This window comes from Acinetobacter sp. YH12117, from assembly GCF_013418865.1.
GTDB lineage: Bacteria > Pseudomonadota > Gammaproteobacteria > Pseudomonadales > Moraxellaceae > Acinetobacter > Acinetobacter indicus.
In genome coordinates this window covers 79,396-94,069 of sequence record NZ_VPBF01000005.1, presented here as the reverse complement: position 1 = coordinate 94,069, position 14,674 = coordinate 79,396, and the positions used below count along the sequence as shown (strand labels likewise).

The window sequence follows — 14,674 nt, the reverse complement described above, 5'->3', positions numbered from 1 at the left end:
TACATGGGCATTCGCATTACCGGTACGGGCTTATTCCATCCTGAAGATGTCATTACCAATGAAGAGTTAGTTGAAAGTTTAAATGCTTATGTGGAACAGTATAACTCGGCCAATGCTGACAAAATTGCAGCGGGCGAGTTAGAAGCACGCCGTGGCTCAAGTGCAGAATTTATTGAAAAAGCCTCTGGCGTGAAACGTCGCTACGTGTCAGAGAAAACCGGTCTGCTTGATCCAAACCGTTTACGTCCACATTTAAAAGAACGCGCTGATGATGAAATCTCGCTTCAGGCCGAGTGGGGCGTAATTGCAGCCAAACAGGCAATGGAAAATGCCGGTGTCACGGCTGAAGACATTGATGTGGTGATTCTGGCCTGCTCGAATATGCAGCGTGCCTATCCGGCGGTGGCCATTGAAATTCAGACTGCACTCGGGATTCAGGGCTATGCCTATGACATGAACGTGGCCTGTTCAGCAGCAACCTTTGGTTTAAAACAGGCGTATGATGCCATTAAAAGCGGTGCGCGCCGTGTCTTGCTGGTGAATGTCGAAATTACATCGGCACACAATGATTTCCGTTCGCGTGACAGCCACTTTATTTTTGGCGATGTTGCCACTGCGTCAATTATTGAAGACACCGACAGCAAAACCGGTTTTGAAATTGTGGACACTCAGTTATTTACCCAGTTCTCGAACAACATCCGTAACAACTTCGGTTTCCTGAATCTGTCTGAAAATGCCGATATTGATGACAAGCGTTTCCGTCAGGACGGCCGTAAAGTCTTTAAAGAAGTGTGTCCACTGGTTGCGAAAATGATTACCGCGCAGCTGGAGAAAAATGCGATTGCACCAGCCGATGTAAAACGTTTCTGGTTGCATCAGGCCAATGCCAGCATGAACGAACTGATTCTGAAACTGGTGGTTGGTAAAGCGGCTGCGGAAGCAGATCCGGCGTTGGTGCCAATTATTCTTGATGAGTTTGCCAATACTTCATCTGCCGGGGTCATCATTGCCTTGCATCGTACTGCGCATGAAGTGAATGATGGCGAATATGGCGTGTTATGTTCATTTGGTGCCGGCTACTCGGTGGGCTGTATCCTGGTACAAAAACACGTGGTTTAAGGGGCAGAGATTGCAGGTCCAGCATGATGCAAAATGGATCAAGACGCTGAGCGCCTTATCTAAACGCTATTTCACGCCGACCTTTTTAGGCAGTGAATATATTGATGCATCCCGACCTGCCATGTATGTGGGCAATCATTCCCTTTACGGGATTTTTGATGCCCCCGTTATTATTGATTATCTGTTCAATGAACATCAGGTGGCTGTGGTTAGTATTGCCGACCACAGCCATTTTTATTTGCCAATCTGGCGCGATATTGTCAAAAAGTTCGGCGCAGTCGATGGCCAGCGTGAATATGTGCGTGCCTTGATGCAGCAGGGCTATTCGATTCTGGTCTTTCCGGGTGGCGGACGTGAAGTGCTGAAACATCCGGGTGAGCAGTATCAATTGATCTGGAAACAGCGCTACGGCTTTTTACAGTTGGCACAGGAATTTCAGTACGACATTATTCCTTTTGCTGCCTTTGGCCCTGATGATATTTTCGAGTTTGGTTTTGATGCCAGAACCGTGGTGCAGCATCGTCTGTTTCAGAAACTGCTCAAAGTCCCTCAACTGGATAAATTATTACGTCATGGCGATGTGATTCCATCATTACCGAAACACCTGATTCCCAAGCGGGTACCTTTTTATTTTCAGTTTTTGCCACCGGTAGAGGTCGGGCAGAGATTAGGTTCTGAAGATTTGACCACGCTGCGAGAGGAAATCGCTCAGCAAATTTACCAGAGCTTAGCGCAGCTAAAAGCCCGTTCAACTAGGCATTCATCCTCATAATAGCCGGGTTGTGCCTGAGTTTAAGCCCGCATAAGTGATTTTTGATAAAAATAACGAGAAAACTTTATGAAAAATAATGCTTAGGTTAAGATGAACCATCCTTTTATTTGAAGTCTTTTGAACAGCTATGCAACCATTTGTTCTCTATAACTCAGAGCAGCGCAAAAAAGTAGAATTCGTGCCACGCGTCGATGGACAGATCGACATGTATGTCTGCGGTATGACCGTGTATGACTACTGTCATATTGGTCACGCGCGTGTCATGGTTGCATTTGACTACATCATCCGTTTCTTGCGGAGTCAGGGCTGGAAAGTCAAATATGTACGCAATATCACCGATATTGACGACAAAATTATCAAACGTGCCAATGAAAATGGCGAGAGTATTACCGCTTTAACCGACCGCTTTATTCAGGCCATGAATGAAGATGCAGAAAACCTCGGCTGTCTGGCTCCGGATGAAGCACCGCGTGCCACTGACTATATCGACCAGATGCAAAACATGATTGGCAATCTGGTTGACAAGGGCACCGCTTATCCGGCTTCAAATGGTGATGTTTATTTCCAGGTTGAAAAATTTGCAAAATATGGCCGTTTATCCGGTCGTAAACTGGAAGATATGCAGGCTGGTGCTTCAGAGCGTGTCGATGTCGAAGTAGAGAAAAAACATCCATTTGACTTTGTGCTCTGGAAACATGCCAAAGAAAATGAACCGGCTTGGCCATCACCGTGGGGCAAAGGTCGTCCGGGCTGGCATATTGAATGTTCGGCGATGTCGACCTGCTGCCTGGGCAATCATTTTGATATTCATGGTGGTGGTTCAGACCTGATGTTCCCGCATCATGAAAATGAAATTGCCCAGTCTGAAGCCTCTACCGGTGAGCAGTATGTTAATTACTGGATGCATGTGGGCTTTATTAATGTCGATGGCGAGAAAATGTCAAAATCGCTCGGCAACTTCTTCACCATTCGGGATGTGATGGAGAAATTCCATCCGGAAGTGATCCGTTATTTCATCGTGTCTTCACACTATCGTAGTCCGGTGAACTTCTCGGATGTAGCACTAAAAGAAGCCAAGACGGCGCTGTCCCGTTTCTATCATTCATTTAAAGCCTATCAGGCCGTGTATGGCGACAAGCTGTTAGAAACGCTAGATGACACATTGGTCGAACGCTTTAATACCGCAATGCGGGATGATTTTAATACCGCGGAAGCGATTGCAGTGCTGTTTGAAGTCAATAAAGAACTGAACCGCGCGGTGAAAGAAGAAAATGCCGAACAGGCAGCAATCTTCTATGCTACCTTGCGTCATCTGACCAATATTCTTGGTTTAGTACAGCACAATGTCGATGAATTCCTGAAGTCAGACATTGGCCAGGATGCACTTGGTTTATCTGAAGAACAGATTGAAGATCTGATTCAACAGCGTAAAGATGCCAAAAAAGACAAAAACTTTACCCGTGCCGATGAAATCCGTCAGTCTTTGCTCGATCAGGGCGTAGTGCTGGAAGATACCCGTCAAGGTACCGTTTGGCGTCGTGCTGATTAAATCGCCACTTGGAAGCATAAAGAGTTGACAGTTGTATGAAACTCTCTATAATGCACTTCCATATTGCGGGAATAGCTCAGTTGGTAGAGCACAACCTTGCCAAGGTTGGGGTCGCGAGTTCGAGTCTCGTTTCCCGCTCCAAAATTTTAAAAGCCTCAGTCAAATGATTGAGGCTTTTTTTATGCGCTTTTATCCAGATATGAAACATTATCCATTATCTACACTCAAACTTAGCTTAACTGCCTGAGCTAAAAAATGAGACTCATGTTCACCATCTTCCTGTGCTGTGGTTTATCAACAACAGGCGGAATCATGAAGAAATCGTGTGAAATCTTATACATTTAAAAACGTGACATTTGCATAGATATGCTAAAATTGCGAAAATTAATTTCTGCTTGAATGAAGACCGTTCAGCCCTGAACGAAGGTTAAAAATTTGAATTCTGAAAACATGTCAAACCCGATTGATTTTCAAGGTGTGGCGCTCAGTACCTTGCGTATAGAAGAACAAGCTCTGCAAACACTGGCTACACAAATTGACGAGCGCTTTAGCCGCGCCTGCGAAATTATTTTGCAATGTAAAGGCCGTGTGGTGATCACCGGTATGGGGAAATCCGGGCATATTGGCCGTAAAATGGCGGCGACTTTTGCCTCGACCGGTACACCTTCATTCTTTATGCATCCGGGCGAAGCAGGACATGGCGATTTAGGCATGCTGGTACGGGGTGATGTGCTGATTGCCATCTCCAATTCTGGCAAAAGTGATGAAATCATGATGCTGATGCCGCTCATCAAACATCTGCAAGTGCCGTTAATTACCATCAGCGGAGATGACAGCGGCCCAATGCCACAAAATGCCGATGTGGCTTTAACTTTAGGGAACATTCAGGAAGCCTGCCCACTGGGTCTGGCACCGACCTCGAGCACCACCGCAACATTGGCCTTAGGGGATGCACTGGCTGTGGCCTTACTTGATGCGCGTGGGTTTACCGCAGATGATTTCGCCCGTTCCCATCCTGCGGGTGCTTTGGGTAAACGCTTGCTGTTGCATGTCAAACACTTAATGCATACCGGCGCCGAGCTGCCAAAAGTCGCGCCAGAAACCCCAATGAACAAAGTGCTGTATGAAATTTCCGACAAGCGTTTGGGGCTGACCACGGTGGTGGATGAACAGGACACCTTATTGGGAATTTTCACTGATGGTGATTTGCGCCGTTTAATCGACAAACAGCAGGGCTTTGATATTCATCTGCCGGTGGCTGAAGTCATGATCAAGCAGCCTGCGACCATTTCTCAGGAAGCCCGTGCGGTTGAAGCACTGGCACAGTTACGCGATAAAAAAATTAATCAATTTGTAGTGGTCAATGATGCACATCAGGTGATTGGTGTGATCAGTATGCATGACCTGATTCAGGCCGGGGTAAATTAAAAAATGGCATCGTATATTTTATTGGAACAGGCACGTCACGTTGAGGCTTTGGTTTTAGATGTCGATGGTATTTTAAGTGATGGCTTTGTTACCTTAACCAATAGCGGTGATGAAATTAAAAACTTTGATATTCGTGATGGTCTGGGCATGAAACTGGTGCAGCAGGCCGGGGTGAAAGTTATTATCATTACCGGACGTACCAGTCATATTGTTGAAAAACGAATGAATGCCTTGGGCGTTGACCTGATTTATCAGGGTCGTGAAGATAAAGGCGTGGCTTTACGTGAAGCCTGTGCCCAGCTGAATCTGGCACCAGAAGACTGCCTATATATGGGTGATGACTGGCCAGATTTATCTGCCTTTGCCATTGCCGGGATGAAAGTCACGGTGCCGAATGGTCATGTTGAAGTGCGTCGTCGTGCTGATCTGGTGACTCAGGCGCAGGGTGGCCGCGGTGCGGTACGTGAAATTTGCGACATGATCTTGATGTCAAAAGGCGTATACGAACAGTTACTTGAAAAGTATACCGCGATCCCTCATTAATAAGATATTCCTCTGATTGAGTTGAGTTAAAACCCCACTTATGGATACCCGAGTTTTATATATTACTGCGATTGCAATTGCAGCTGTAAGTGGTGGTTATTACTATTACAGCGGTAAAGGCAATAAACTGGATACCGAGGGTTCCAGAAGTATGACCTATACGGCGGAGCAGATTAACCTGACTCAAACCGATGAACAGGGGAATTTATATGTTCGCGCTCAGGTTGACCGTTTAGAGCAGGATATGCAAAAGCAGACCTCTCAATTACAGAACCTGAATGCGTCGATGTATAAAGAAGGGAAAGTTGATGCCACTTTTTATGCCAAGCAGGCGCATGGCTATAATGACAATGAAAAAGTGGTGTTATCTGACCAGGTGCGTGCCACCAAAATCTTAGCGCAAGGTCAATTAGAACTGCAGACGACAGAATTGACGGGCTATCCGGACAGTCGGGAAATTGAAACCGATAAACAGGTGATGGTGCAGTCTCCACAAGCTGAATTTGTAAGCCAAGGACTGAAAGCCAATTTGAATGATGGTCAATACGAATTTTTTAATATTCGAGGAACATATGAACGTTAATCCGAAGCTTGCAACACCTCGTACTTTCCTGCAGAAAGCCGCGCTTGTAGGTTTGGCAGTATTGTCCTCAGCTACAGCTTGGGCCTTGCCTTCAGACCGGAACCAGCCAATTACCCTGGTGGCCGACCGTGCGACATTTAATGAGCGTACCGGCATTACCACCTATACCGGTAATGTGATTATCGAGCAGGGCACAATGCGCTTGCAGGCCAATTCAATTGTGGCCAATCTGAACAGTAAAAAAGAAATCAGCACTATTACCGCCAACGGCAGTCCGGCACAGTTCCAGCAAAAGACTGACCCGAATAAAGGTCTGGCCAAAGGTCAGGCGCAGAAAATTGTCTACAATGCGGAAACCGGTATTATTACCTTGTCGGGCGGGGCATTTTTACAGCAGGATGGGGCCAGCATTCGCGGCAATACCTTGCGTTATAGTATGAATAAAGGCGATATTGAAGCCATTGGTACGCCAAACAACACCGGATCATCTTCAGGTCGCGTACAGATTGTGATTCCACCATCCAGTTCAAAATCATTCCCGGGAGCACGCGATTAATGGATCAGGTCGTACAGCCACAAACTCTGACAATCAAACACCTGGCCAAAAACTACAGTAAGCGCTGGGTGGTGAAAGATGTTTCTTTCTGCATGCAAAGTGGCCAGATTGTTGGACTGCTTGGCCCAAATGGTGCTGGTAAAACCACCAGCTTCTATATGGTGGTTGGCTTGGTACGTATGGACAAGGGGGAAATTCATCTGGATGAACTGGATTTATCTGACCTGGCCATGCATGAACGTGCGCGCAAAGGCATTGGTTACCTGCCACAAGAGGCGTCAATTTTCAGAAAACTGACCATTGCTGAAAATATCATGTCGATTCTGGAAACCCGTAAAGACTTAAACAAGCAGCAGCGTCAGCAGCGTTTAACCGAACTGCTGGCTGATTTTAAAATTACCCATATTAAAGATTCACTGGGCATGAGTGTCTCCGGTGGTGAGCGACGTCGTGCGGAAATTGCCCGTGCTCTGGCTGCCGATCCGAAATTTATGTTGCTGGATGAACCTTTTGCCGGGGTGGACCCGATTTCTGTCGGGGATATTAAAGATATTATTAGCACCCTTAAAGATCGCGGAATTGGTGTATTAATTACCGATCATAACGTGCGCGAAACATTGGCAATTTGTGAGCGTGCCTATATTGTCAGTGAAGGTGCAGTGATTGCCGAAGGAACCCCACAGGAAATTCTGGAAAATGAAACTGTGAAACAGGTTTACCTGGGCGAAGACTTTAAGGTGTAGTTGGCGAAAAAACACATATAATTGTTATTTGTTGTATGTGTTTTATCCTGAAAGCGTTTTATAATTAACAAAAGTATAAAAAACTAGCTTAAAAACATTTACAATTTTAAAAATATTAGTTTGAATGACGACAATGATGGGTTGCAAGAGTTTAACAGTTCATAAAAATAAATTATTCAGGCAGACGCTACTGTGGCAGGCTTTATGGCTGAGTGGACTGCTGAGCCAGTCGCTTTATGCCGAAACGACGACTTCAGAACGGCAAACGCTTCAACAGAGCGTGGCGCGTTTATTTACCCCGCAATCTGACCAGAATTTTACTCGTGTCCGTATTAGTGAACTGAGCCAGTTTCAGCTCGATACACAAAATATTCAGGAAATGCCCCGGGCAGTACCAGTATCATCTGTTTCAGAAACAGCGGCATCAGCCCGATCCTCTGTGCAACAGCCTTTAAGTTTTAATGACACCATTCGGACCGCTGTTCAGCGTCATCCTGAAATTTCCCAGGCCATTTCCACTCTGGCAGCCCAGAATGCCAGTATTGATGTGGCGAAGTCCGGTTATTATCCGCAATTATCTGGTGGTATTTCTACAGCAGACCTGACCAAAGGCGAGCGCGGCCGTCAGCTGCTGAGCCTGAATGCCACGCAAATGCTTTATGATTTCGGCAAGGTCAAGAGTAGTGTCAATCTGGAACAGGCCCGTTTGGCCGCAGAGCAGGCCAATGTGCTGGTCAGTATTGATGATATTGCTTACCAGACTGCCAATGCCATGATTAATATCAAACGCTATCAGGAAATTACCCGTATTGCCGAAGAGCAGATTCAGGGGATTGCCCGCATTGCGGAAATCACCAATTTACGTGCTGAGGCTGGAATTAGTACCCAGGCCGACCCGATTCAGGCCCGTTCCAATCTGGAAGCTGCGGAAGCCAATTTAATTGTGCAGCAAACCCAGCTGCGCCAATTTCAGCAAAAGCTGCGTACCCTGGTCGGGTTTGAGGTTCATCAGCGCAACTGGCAGATTCCAGAGCGGCTGGTTAAAGAAGCGCAATTATATTCAGAGCCGGTTTTTCAGCAGATTCCCGGGCTAATGGCGGCTCAGGCTGAAGTTGAAGTGGCCAAATTACGCAAGCAGCAATCACGTTTAAGTGCCTATCCTACTTTAAATGTGAAAGGCTCTGTAAGTCAGGCCATCAATGGTCGTAATCCAAATAACAATGAAGATGATGGCCTCTATAACTCGATCATGCTGGAAGCGAATAGCAACTTTTATCAGGGCGGCGCAATTGCGTCACAAACCCGGGCGGCCAGTTATGCAGAAGAAGCGGCCAAGGCACGGGTCAATAGTGTGTATTTAGAGGTGCTGGACGAAACCCGCATGCTGCGTGAAGAAATCCAGAACAAGCAGCGCCAGATGAATATTCTGGTCAAGCGTCAGGCCACCACCATTCAGACCAAAGAGCTGTATCAGGAACAATATAAATTAGGCACACGCTCAGCCGTCGATTTACTGAATGCCGAACAGGCAATTCATAGTGCCGCCCAGGAAATTGAAAATACGCGTTTTGATATTTATGCCGCCATTGCGCGTTATATCTCCATTACCGGACGGACACGCGATATTTATGATTTAAACCATATATCCATTCAGGGGTTTGAAGTTCAGCCATGAGTACTAAAATAAATTATCAACCGTGGCTTCAAGCAGTGCTGAGCATTGCCAAGCATTACCGGATTGAACCATCCGCAGAACGTATCCGCTTGCAGCTTGACTGGAATCCGAACCAGAACATTGATGATATTTTAAATCTGATTGCCCGTCAGGTGGGCTTAAGTCTGCGTAAAACCGACTTTAGCGCCGAGGTGATCAATCCCTGGCGTTTGCCGATACTGGTTGAATTCCAGGATGGTCAGGTGGGCGTAATTGACAAGGTCGATGCCGAAGGTAACTTGAGCATTCAGTTCAGTGGTGATCAGGGTTTGTCACAAACGCTGGCCAGCGATACTTTGGCGGAGCATGTGCGGCATGTCTATATCCTGCGCCCGGAAAAATCGGTTCCCGATGCGCGGGTAGATGAATATGTCAAACCCTATGAAGATAACTGGTTCTGGTCAATTGTGCTACGGGACTGGAAACGTTATATCGATGTAATGTTTGCCTCCCTGATGGCCAATATTCTGGCACTGGCCACCATCCTGTTTTCGATGAATGTCTATGACCGGGTAATTCCGGCGCAATCGGTTCCAACCTTGTGGGTATTGGCAGGCGGGGTGCTGATTGCGGCCATTTTCGAGTTTAGTTTAAGGGTCGCACGGATTTATCTCTCCGATATTGTCGGCAAGCGCGCTGATCTGCGTATTTCAGACCGGGTCTATGGGCATGCGCTACGGATTAAAAACAGTGAACGCTCCAAATCGACCGGGACCTTTATTTCACAAATCCGTGAACTAGAAGGGGTGCGTGAACTGGTGACGTCGACCACCATTTCTGCAATCGCTGATTTGCCTTTCTTCCTGCTGTTCCTTGGCGTGTTCTGGGTGATTGGTGGGAACCTATTCTGGGTGATGCTGATTGTGGTACCGCTCATGATTATTCCGGGCATTCTGGCGCAAAAGCCTCTGGCTAAACTGGCCAACGAGGGGATGCGTGAAGGCGCAATCCGCAATGCCATGCTGGTGGAATCGGTACAGGGCATTGAAGACATCAAGTTATTACGCGCCGAAGCCCGCTTCCAGAATCAGTGGAATCATATGAATGAAGTTTCCGCCGATATTGCCATGCGTCAGCGTAAAATTGTCGGTGTCATGACCGCCTGGACCCAGAAAATTCAGGGGCTGACCTTTGCGATTGTGGTGCTGGTGGGATGTTTTGCGGTGATGGATGGGGAAATGACCACGGGTGCTCTGGTGGCCTGTTCAATTTTATCTTCACGGATGTTGGCGCCAATTTCACAGATTGCCGGCGTACTGGGCCGTTTGCAACAGGCCAAAGTGGCGAAACAGGGACTGGATGAATTAATGAAAAAACCGGTTGATCAGCCGGAACATAGCCACTTAATTCATCGTCCGGTGTTAAATGGTCATTATGAATTAAGCGGGGTCAGCTTTAAATATGGCGAAGATGATGCCAAACCGACCTTGATGGTGGCCAAGCTCGAAATTAAAGCCGGTGAAAAAATTGCTATTCTGGGCCGGAATGGTGCCGGGAAATCTACCTTGTTGCAGCTTTTTTCCGGCATGCAAACCCCGAATCAGGGCAAAATTAAACTCGATGGCGTAGAACTGGGCCTGATTGATCCTGCTGATGTACGTCGTGATATGGGCCTCTTGAATCAGAATGCGCATCTGTTTTTTGGCACGGTACGGGAAAACCTGACTTTGGGTGCACCATTGGCCAATGATGACGATATTTTGCAGGCACTTCGAATTACCGGTGCGCTGGCCTTTGTGCAGGAAAAGAAAGAAGGGCTGGACCATCTGATTCTGGAAGGTGGTGTGGGGTTCTCTGGCGGCCAGAAACAGGCCTTGCTGCTGGCACGTTTGCTGCTACGTCAGCCGAATATTTTATTGCTGGATGAACCGACGGCTGCAATTGATGATGTCTCCGAGAAACAGCTGATTGATCATTTGAAAATGTGGCTTGGGCACCGGACTTTGGTGGTGGCCACCCATCGCCGTGCAGTGTTAGAGCTGGTGGACCGGATTATTGTGGTCAATGATGGAAAAATTGTGATGGACGGGCCACGAGATCAGATTCTTAATCAGTCTGCATCTCAACCACGTCAGATGGCAGGAGCGAAGTCATGAGTGAACAATTAAGCAAACGTTCAATGCAGGTGACCGAGCTGGAGCCACCTTTACCTAAAGCCAGTCTGTTTATCTGGATTATCTGTATTGGACTGGCAGTTTTGCTACTCTGGGCCTGGCTGTTCAAGCTGGAAGAAGTATCCACCGGCACTGGTAAAGTGGTGCCATCTTCGAAAGAGCAGGTGGTACAGTCTTTAGAAGGCGGGATTCTCACCACCTTGAATGTCCGTGAAGGGGAAATTGTCAATCGGGGTCAGGTGCTGGCCCAGCTGGACCCGACCCGGTTTGCTTCTAATGTGGGTGAATCGGAATCTTTACTGGTATCTTCCTTGGCCACTTCGGCCCGGTTACGCGCTGAAGTAAATGGCACGCCTCTGGTTTTTCCTGAAGAAGTGCTGAAAGAGCCAAAACTGGTACAGCAGGAAACTGCTTTATACAATTCGCGCCGGGCCAACTTAGAAGAATCGCTGGCCGGTTTACGGCAGGCTCTGGTGCTGGTCGAGCAGGAATTGCGTATGACTGAACCCTTGGTGGCCAAAGGTGCGGCCAGTGAGGTGGAAGTGCTGCGTCTGAAACGCGAGGCCAATGACCTGCGTAACCAGATGAATGATATTCGTAACCAGTATTATGTCAAAGCGCGTGAAGAGCTGTCCAAGTCCAGTACCGATGTACAGACCCAGCAACAGGTGGTACGTGGCAAGTCCGACACCTTGAACCGCACAGTCTTCAAGTCGCCGGTACGGGGTGTGGTCAAGGAAATTGATGTGATGACCATTGGCGGGGTCGTACCGCAAAATGGCAAGTTAATGACCATTGTGCCTTTAGATGAACAGCTGTTAATTGAAGCGCGGATCTCGCCGCGAGATATTGCATTTATTCGCCCAGACCAGGAAGCACTGGTCAAAATTACCGCCTATGATTATTCGATTTATGGCGGTTTAAAGGGTAAGGTCACGGTGATTTCACCGGATACCATCCGTGATGAAGTCAAGCAGGACCAGTTTTATTATCGGGTCTATATCCGGACTGATACCGATAAACTGACCAATAAATCTGGCCAGCAGTTCAGTATTACCCCCGGAATGGTGGCCACGGTTGATATTAAAACTGGTTCTAAAACCGTACTGGATTATCTGATTAAACCGTTTAACAAGGCCCAGGAAGCATTACGCGAGCGTTAATCGTCAACTCAACATAACCTCCCAGTTTGGGAGGTTTTTTATTGCCAAAATTTGCCTGAAAATACGTTATAATTTCAGAGATTATTGCATTTTAGCTGTGTTATGCCATTTACCATTGCCTCCCTTGTTCGCTTTGAAGAAGATATTAAAAAGAGCCGTTTTGAGGCCATTGCCGTACCGGTAGAAAACGAACAGGCGGTTAAAGATTTTCTGGAAGCCAACAAAGACCTGACCACTACCCATCAATGCTGGGCATGGAAAATTGGCCATCAGGTGCGTTTTAATGATGATGGTGAACCTTCTGGCACTGCCGGCCGACCTATTCTGGCTACCATTGAGGGCAATGAGCTGACCAATGTGCTGGTGCTGGTCAATCGCTGGTATGGCGGGATTAAACTTGGCACCGGTGGCCTAGTGCGTGCCTATGGCGGTTGTGCCGGGCAATGCCTGCTGCTGGCAGAAAAAATTGAACTGATTGAAAAGAAAAAAGTCGAGTTTCAGTGCCGGTTTAATGAATGGGCCATTTTTCAATATGAACTGAATAGCCAGAATATCGAGTTTCAGGAACAGTACGGGGCAGATGGCGTGCAGGTCAATGCCTTATTACAGGTGCATCAGATTGAGCCTTTGGCCTTAAAAATTCAGGACGTTACCCGTGGCCGGGAACAGCTCAAAGTCATGGAGGAGCCAGCAGATGACTGAACATGATCCTTTGCTGAAATATCGGGAACAGCATAAACATCGGCTGAATTATATGCCATGGTTGTACTGGTCGCTGAAACCGAAAAACCGGGTTTGGGCCGAAGCCTGGCAAAAAGACTATCAGGCCTATTTGATGGAGATGGAAACGGTAGAAATTGGCGAGAACTGCTTTATTTCACCGTTGGCACATATTTTTGCCGAACCGGGACGTAAAATTATTATTGGGGATAATACCTTTATTGCCGCAGATTGTACCTTGCATGGCCCGTTGGACATTGGCAGTGAAGTGGCAATTAATCATCATAGTATTCTAGATGGTGGCCGGGTCGGCATTAAGATTCACGATCAGGTGCGTATTGCCGCCTATTGCCATTTATATGCCTTTGATCATGGCATGGATTTGGCTCAGCCGATTTACCAGCAGCCGGTGCGTTCGCAGGGCATCGAAATTGAACGCGATGTCTGGCTGGGTGCTCATGTCGGCGTTAAGGATGGTATTAAAATTGGCGCCCATGCGGTTGTCGGCATGCACAGTATGGTCACCAAAGATATTGAAAGCCGGGCCATTGTCGCGGGGAATCCGGCACGTTTGATTCGTTATCGTGATTAATCTCATACATAGCTCTCTATCTTCAAATGTCTGTGTTTTATTTACATTTTGTCATGTCATCCGCTGAGGACTTATGCTAAGTTTTAGATAACAATTAAAACGAAAGCCTGGCAGACAGGCAACAAGAGAGGCGACAATGAAACGAGTAATTGCCTGTATTGATTCTTCACCCTGTATCAATGCACTCGCGGAAGCCGCAGCGTGGATAGCCAAGCAGACCCAGCGGGAACTGGTGCTGTTACAGGTGCTGGACTATTATCCGGCCAGTTATCACTTAGGTGAAATTAGCGGGGTCATTGGTTTTGAAAGCAATGCCATGTTATTGAAGGAACTGGCCGAGCTGGAACAGAAGCAGAGCGACATTGCGCTGGAATATAGCAATAATCTGCTGCGTCATATTTCCGAGATGGTGCAGCAAAAATATAATATCGTGCCGACCCAGATTCAGGAAAAAGGCGATTTTCTTGAACAAAGTTTTAATGTCTTGCAAGAAGATGATATTGCGGTCATCGGCCGGGTTGGGGAGCGTTCCGCCGAACGCAATAAAGCCCTGGGCAGTAACGTCGAAAACTTTATCCGCGGGGCCAATTGTGCCGTTATGACCGTGGGCGAGCAGTTTAAGCCGCCAACCCGTTTTATTTTCGCTTATGAATATTCACCAACCTGCTTAAAAATCATGAAGCGCATCACCCAAAGTGATTTGCTGCGTCTGCTGCAATGTCATTTGCTGTATGTGGGTGATCATCCGGAAATATTAAATGAACCGACCCAGTATTTAAAAGCCGCTGGTTTAGATGTGGTGGTGGAATATCGTTATGGAGATGTGGCGGAGAATATTCTGGATTATCAGCGTGAACATGGTATTCAGCTAATTTTGCTTGGGGCCTTTAGCCACAGCAAAATCCATCAGTTTTTCTTAGGCAGTATTACCACCACCATTTTCCGGAATTCCAATGTGCCGTTACTGGTGGTGAAATAAAGCCCAAATATCTTACACGCATCTGATGAATTACTGTCCAAGGTTATCCGCATTTATTGTGGATAACTATATGGACAGTATATGTAAGTTTATAAAAAA

At 47.0% G+C, this 14,674-nt stretch carries 14 protein-coding genes and 1 tRNA gene; all 15 read left to right on the top strand.

The genetic code is table 11. The annotated features are described in order from the left end of the window. Positions 1-3 precede the first annotated feature (3 nt). The 15 genes from FTU55_RS03550 to FTU55_RS03480 all read left to right on the top strand — a co-directional run bounded on the left by FTU55_RS03550 (position 4) and on the right by FTU55_RS03480 (position 14,575). On the top strand, positions 4-1,119 hold the full coding sequence (locus tag FTU55_RS03550; protein WP_016659123.1) for a beta-ketoacyl-ACP synthase III: 1,116 nt from the start codon (positions 4-6) through the stop codon (positions 1,117-1,119). A 10-nt stretch (positions 1,120-1,129) separates the two neighbouring features. After that, positions 1,130-1,891 carry a lysophospholipid acyltransferase family protein gene (locus tag FTU55_RS03545; protein ID WP_180046200.1) on the top strand — a complete coding sequence of 254 codons (762 nt, stop codon included), beginning with the start codon at positions 1,130-1,132 and terminating at the stop codon, positions 1,889-1,891. Between the two features lie 127 nt (positions 1,892-2,018). After that, complete coding sequence (gene cysS, locus FTU55_RS03540) at positions 2,019-3,440, top strand: cysteine--tRNA ligase (protein ID WP_016659121.1); 1,422 nt, start codon at positions 2,019-2,021, stop codon at positions 3,438-3,440. 65 nt (positions 3,441-3,505) lie between these two features. Then, positions 3,506-3,581 (top strand) — tRNA-Gly (locus tag FTU55_RS03535). Between the two features lie 309 nt (positions 3,582-3,890). Beyond that, positions 3,891-4,868 carry an SIS domain-containing protein gene (locus tag FTU55_RS03530; protein ID WP_005178820.1) on the top strand — a complete coding sequence of 326 codons (978 nt, stop codon included), beginning with the start codon at positions 3,891-3,893 and terminating at the stop codon, positions 4,866-4,868. 3 nt (positions 4,869-4,871) lie between these two features. Next, the gene (locus FTU55_RS03525) at positions 4,872-5,411 is read left to right on the top strand and encodes an HAD family hydrolase (protein WP_005178818.1); all 540 of its coding nucleotides are present in this window, start codon (positions 4,872-4,874) and stop codon (positions 5,409-5,411) included. A gap of 40 nt (positions 5,412-5,451) precedes the next feature. After that, positions 5,452-5,994 (top strand): LPS export ABC transporter periplasmic protein LptC, encoded by a 543-nt coding sequence (lptC, locus tag FTU55_RS03520; protein ID WP_005178816.1) that lies wholly within the window; start codon positions 5,452-5,454, stop codon positions 5,992-5,994. Next, complete coding sequence (gene lptA / locus FTU55_RS03515) at positions 5,984-6,550, top strand: lipopolysaccharide transport periplasmic protein LptA (protein ID WP_045794900.1); 567 nt, start codon at positions 5,984-5,986, stop codon at positions 6,548-6,550. Before lptC ends, lptA begins: the two co-directional genes overlap by 11 nt. After that, entirely contained in the window at positions 6,550-7,293 is a 744-nt protein-coding gene (gene lptB, locus FTU55_RS03510; RefSeq protein WP_005178814.1) for an LPS export ABC transporter ATP-binding protein, read from the top strand. The genes lptA and lptB overlap by 1 nt, the downstream gene beginning before the upstream one ends. A gap of 133 nt (positions 7,294-7,426) precedes the next feature. Further along, a complete protein-coding gene (locus FTU55_RS03505; protein ID WP_180046198.1) occupies positions 7,427-8,968 on the top strand; it encodes a TolC family outer membrane protein in 1,542 nt (513 codons plus the stop codon). Further along, positions 8,965-11,103: a type I secretion system permease/ATPase gene (locus FTU55_RS03500; protein WP_180046196.1), complete on the top strand. Its 2,139-nt coding sequence runs from the start codon at positions 8,965-8,967 to the stop codon at positions 11,101-11,103. The genes FTU55_RS03505 and FTU55_RS03500 overlap by 4 nt, the downstream gene beginning before the upstream one ends. Then, on the top strand, positions 11,100-12,284 hold the full coding sequence (locus tag FTU55_RS03495; RefSeq protein WP_005178811.1) for an HlyD family efflux transporter periplasmic adaptor subunit: 1,185 nt from the start codon (positions 11,100-11,102) through the stop codon (positions 12,282-12,284). The genes FTU55_RS03500 and FTU55_RS03495 overlap by 4 nt, the downstream gene beginning before the upstream one ends. A gap of 102 nt (positions 12,285-12,386) precedes the next feature. Next, positions 12,387-12,986, top strand: a complete 600-nt coding sequence (locus FTU55_RS03490) for a YigZ family protein (RefSeq protein WP_180046194.1) — start codon at positions 12,387-12,389, stop codon at positions 12,984-12,986. Continuing rightward, on the top strand, positions 12,979-13,596 hold the full coding sequence (locus tag FTU55_RS03485; RefSeq protein WP_005178809.1) for a DapH/DapD/GlmU-related protein: 618 nt from the start codon (positions 12,979-12,981) through the stop codon (positions 13,594-13,596). Before FTU55_RS03490 ends, FTU55_RS03485 begins: the two co-directional genes overlap by 8 nt. Positions 13,597-13,732: 136 nt before the next feature. After that, a complete protein-coding gene (locus tag FTU55_RS03480; protein ID WP_005178808.1) occupies positions 13,733-14,575 on the top strand; it encodes a universal stress protein in 843 nt (280 codons plus the stop codon). Positions 14,576-14,674: the final 99 nt, after the last annotated feature.

What these genes read in the sequence shown, in the direction of transcription:
- cysS (WP_016659121.1), top strand. Translation starts at nt 2,019, where the DNA reads ATGCAACCATTTGTTCTCTATAACTCAGAGCAGCGCAAAAAAGTAGAA.
- lptA (WP_045794900.1), top strand. Translation starts at nt 5,984, where the DNA reads ATGAACGTTAATCCGAAGCTTGCAACACCTCGTACTTTCCTGCAGAAA.
- FTU55_RS03495 (WP_005178811.1), top strand. Translation starts at nt 11,100, where the DNA reads ATGAGTGAACAATTAAGCAAACGTTCAATGCAGGTGACCGAGCTGGAG.
- lptC (WP_005178816.1), top strand. Translation starts at nt 5,452, where the DNA reads ATGGATACCCGAGTTTTATATATTACTGCGATTGCAATTGCAGCTGTA.
- FTU55_RS03525 (WP_005178818.1), top strand. Translation starts at nt 4,872, where the DNA reads ATGGCATCGTATATTTTATTGGAACAGGCACGTCACGTTGAGGCTTTG.
- FTU55_RS03505 (WP_180046198.1), top strand. Translation starts at nt 7,427, where the DNA reads ATGATGGGTTGCAAGAGTTTAACAGTTCATAAAAATAAATTATTCAGG.
- lptB (WP_005178814.1), top strand. Translation starts at nt 6,550, where the DNA reads ATGGATCAGGTCGTACAGCCACAAACTCTGACAATCAAACACCTGGCC.
- FTU55_RS03530 (WP_005178820.1), top strand. Translation starts at nt 3,891, where the DNA reads ATGTCAAACCCGATTGATTTTCAAGGTGTGGCGCTCAGTACCTTGCGT.
- FTU55_RS03480 (WP_005178808.1), top strand. Translation starts at nt 13,733, where the DNA reads ATGAAACGAGTAATTGCCTGTATTGATTCTTCACCCTGTATCAATGCA.
- FTU55_RS03490 (WP_180046194.1), top strand. Translation starts at nt 12,387, where the DNA reads ATGCCATTTACCATTGCCTCCCTTGTTCGCTTTGAAGAAGATATTAAA.
- FTU55_RS03485 (WP_005178809.1), top strand. Translation starts at nt 12,979, where the DNA reads ATGACTGAACATGATCCTTTGCTGAAATATCGGGAACAGCATAAACAT.
- FTU55_RS03550 (WP_016659123.1), top strand. Translation starts at nt 4, where the DNA reads ATGGGCATTCGCATTACCGGTACGGGCTTATTCCATCCTGAAGATGTC.
- FTU55_RS03500 (WP_180046196.1), top strand. Translation starts at nt 8,965, where the DNA reads ATGAGTACTAAAATAAATTATCAACCGTGGCTTCAAGCAGTGCTGAGC.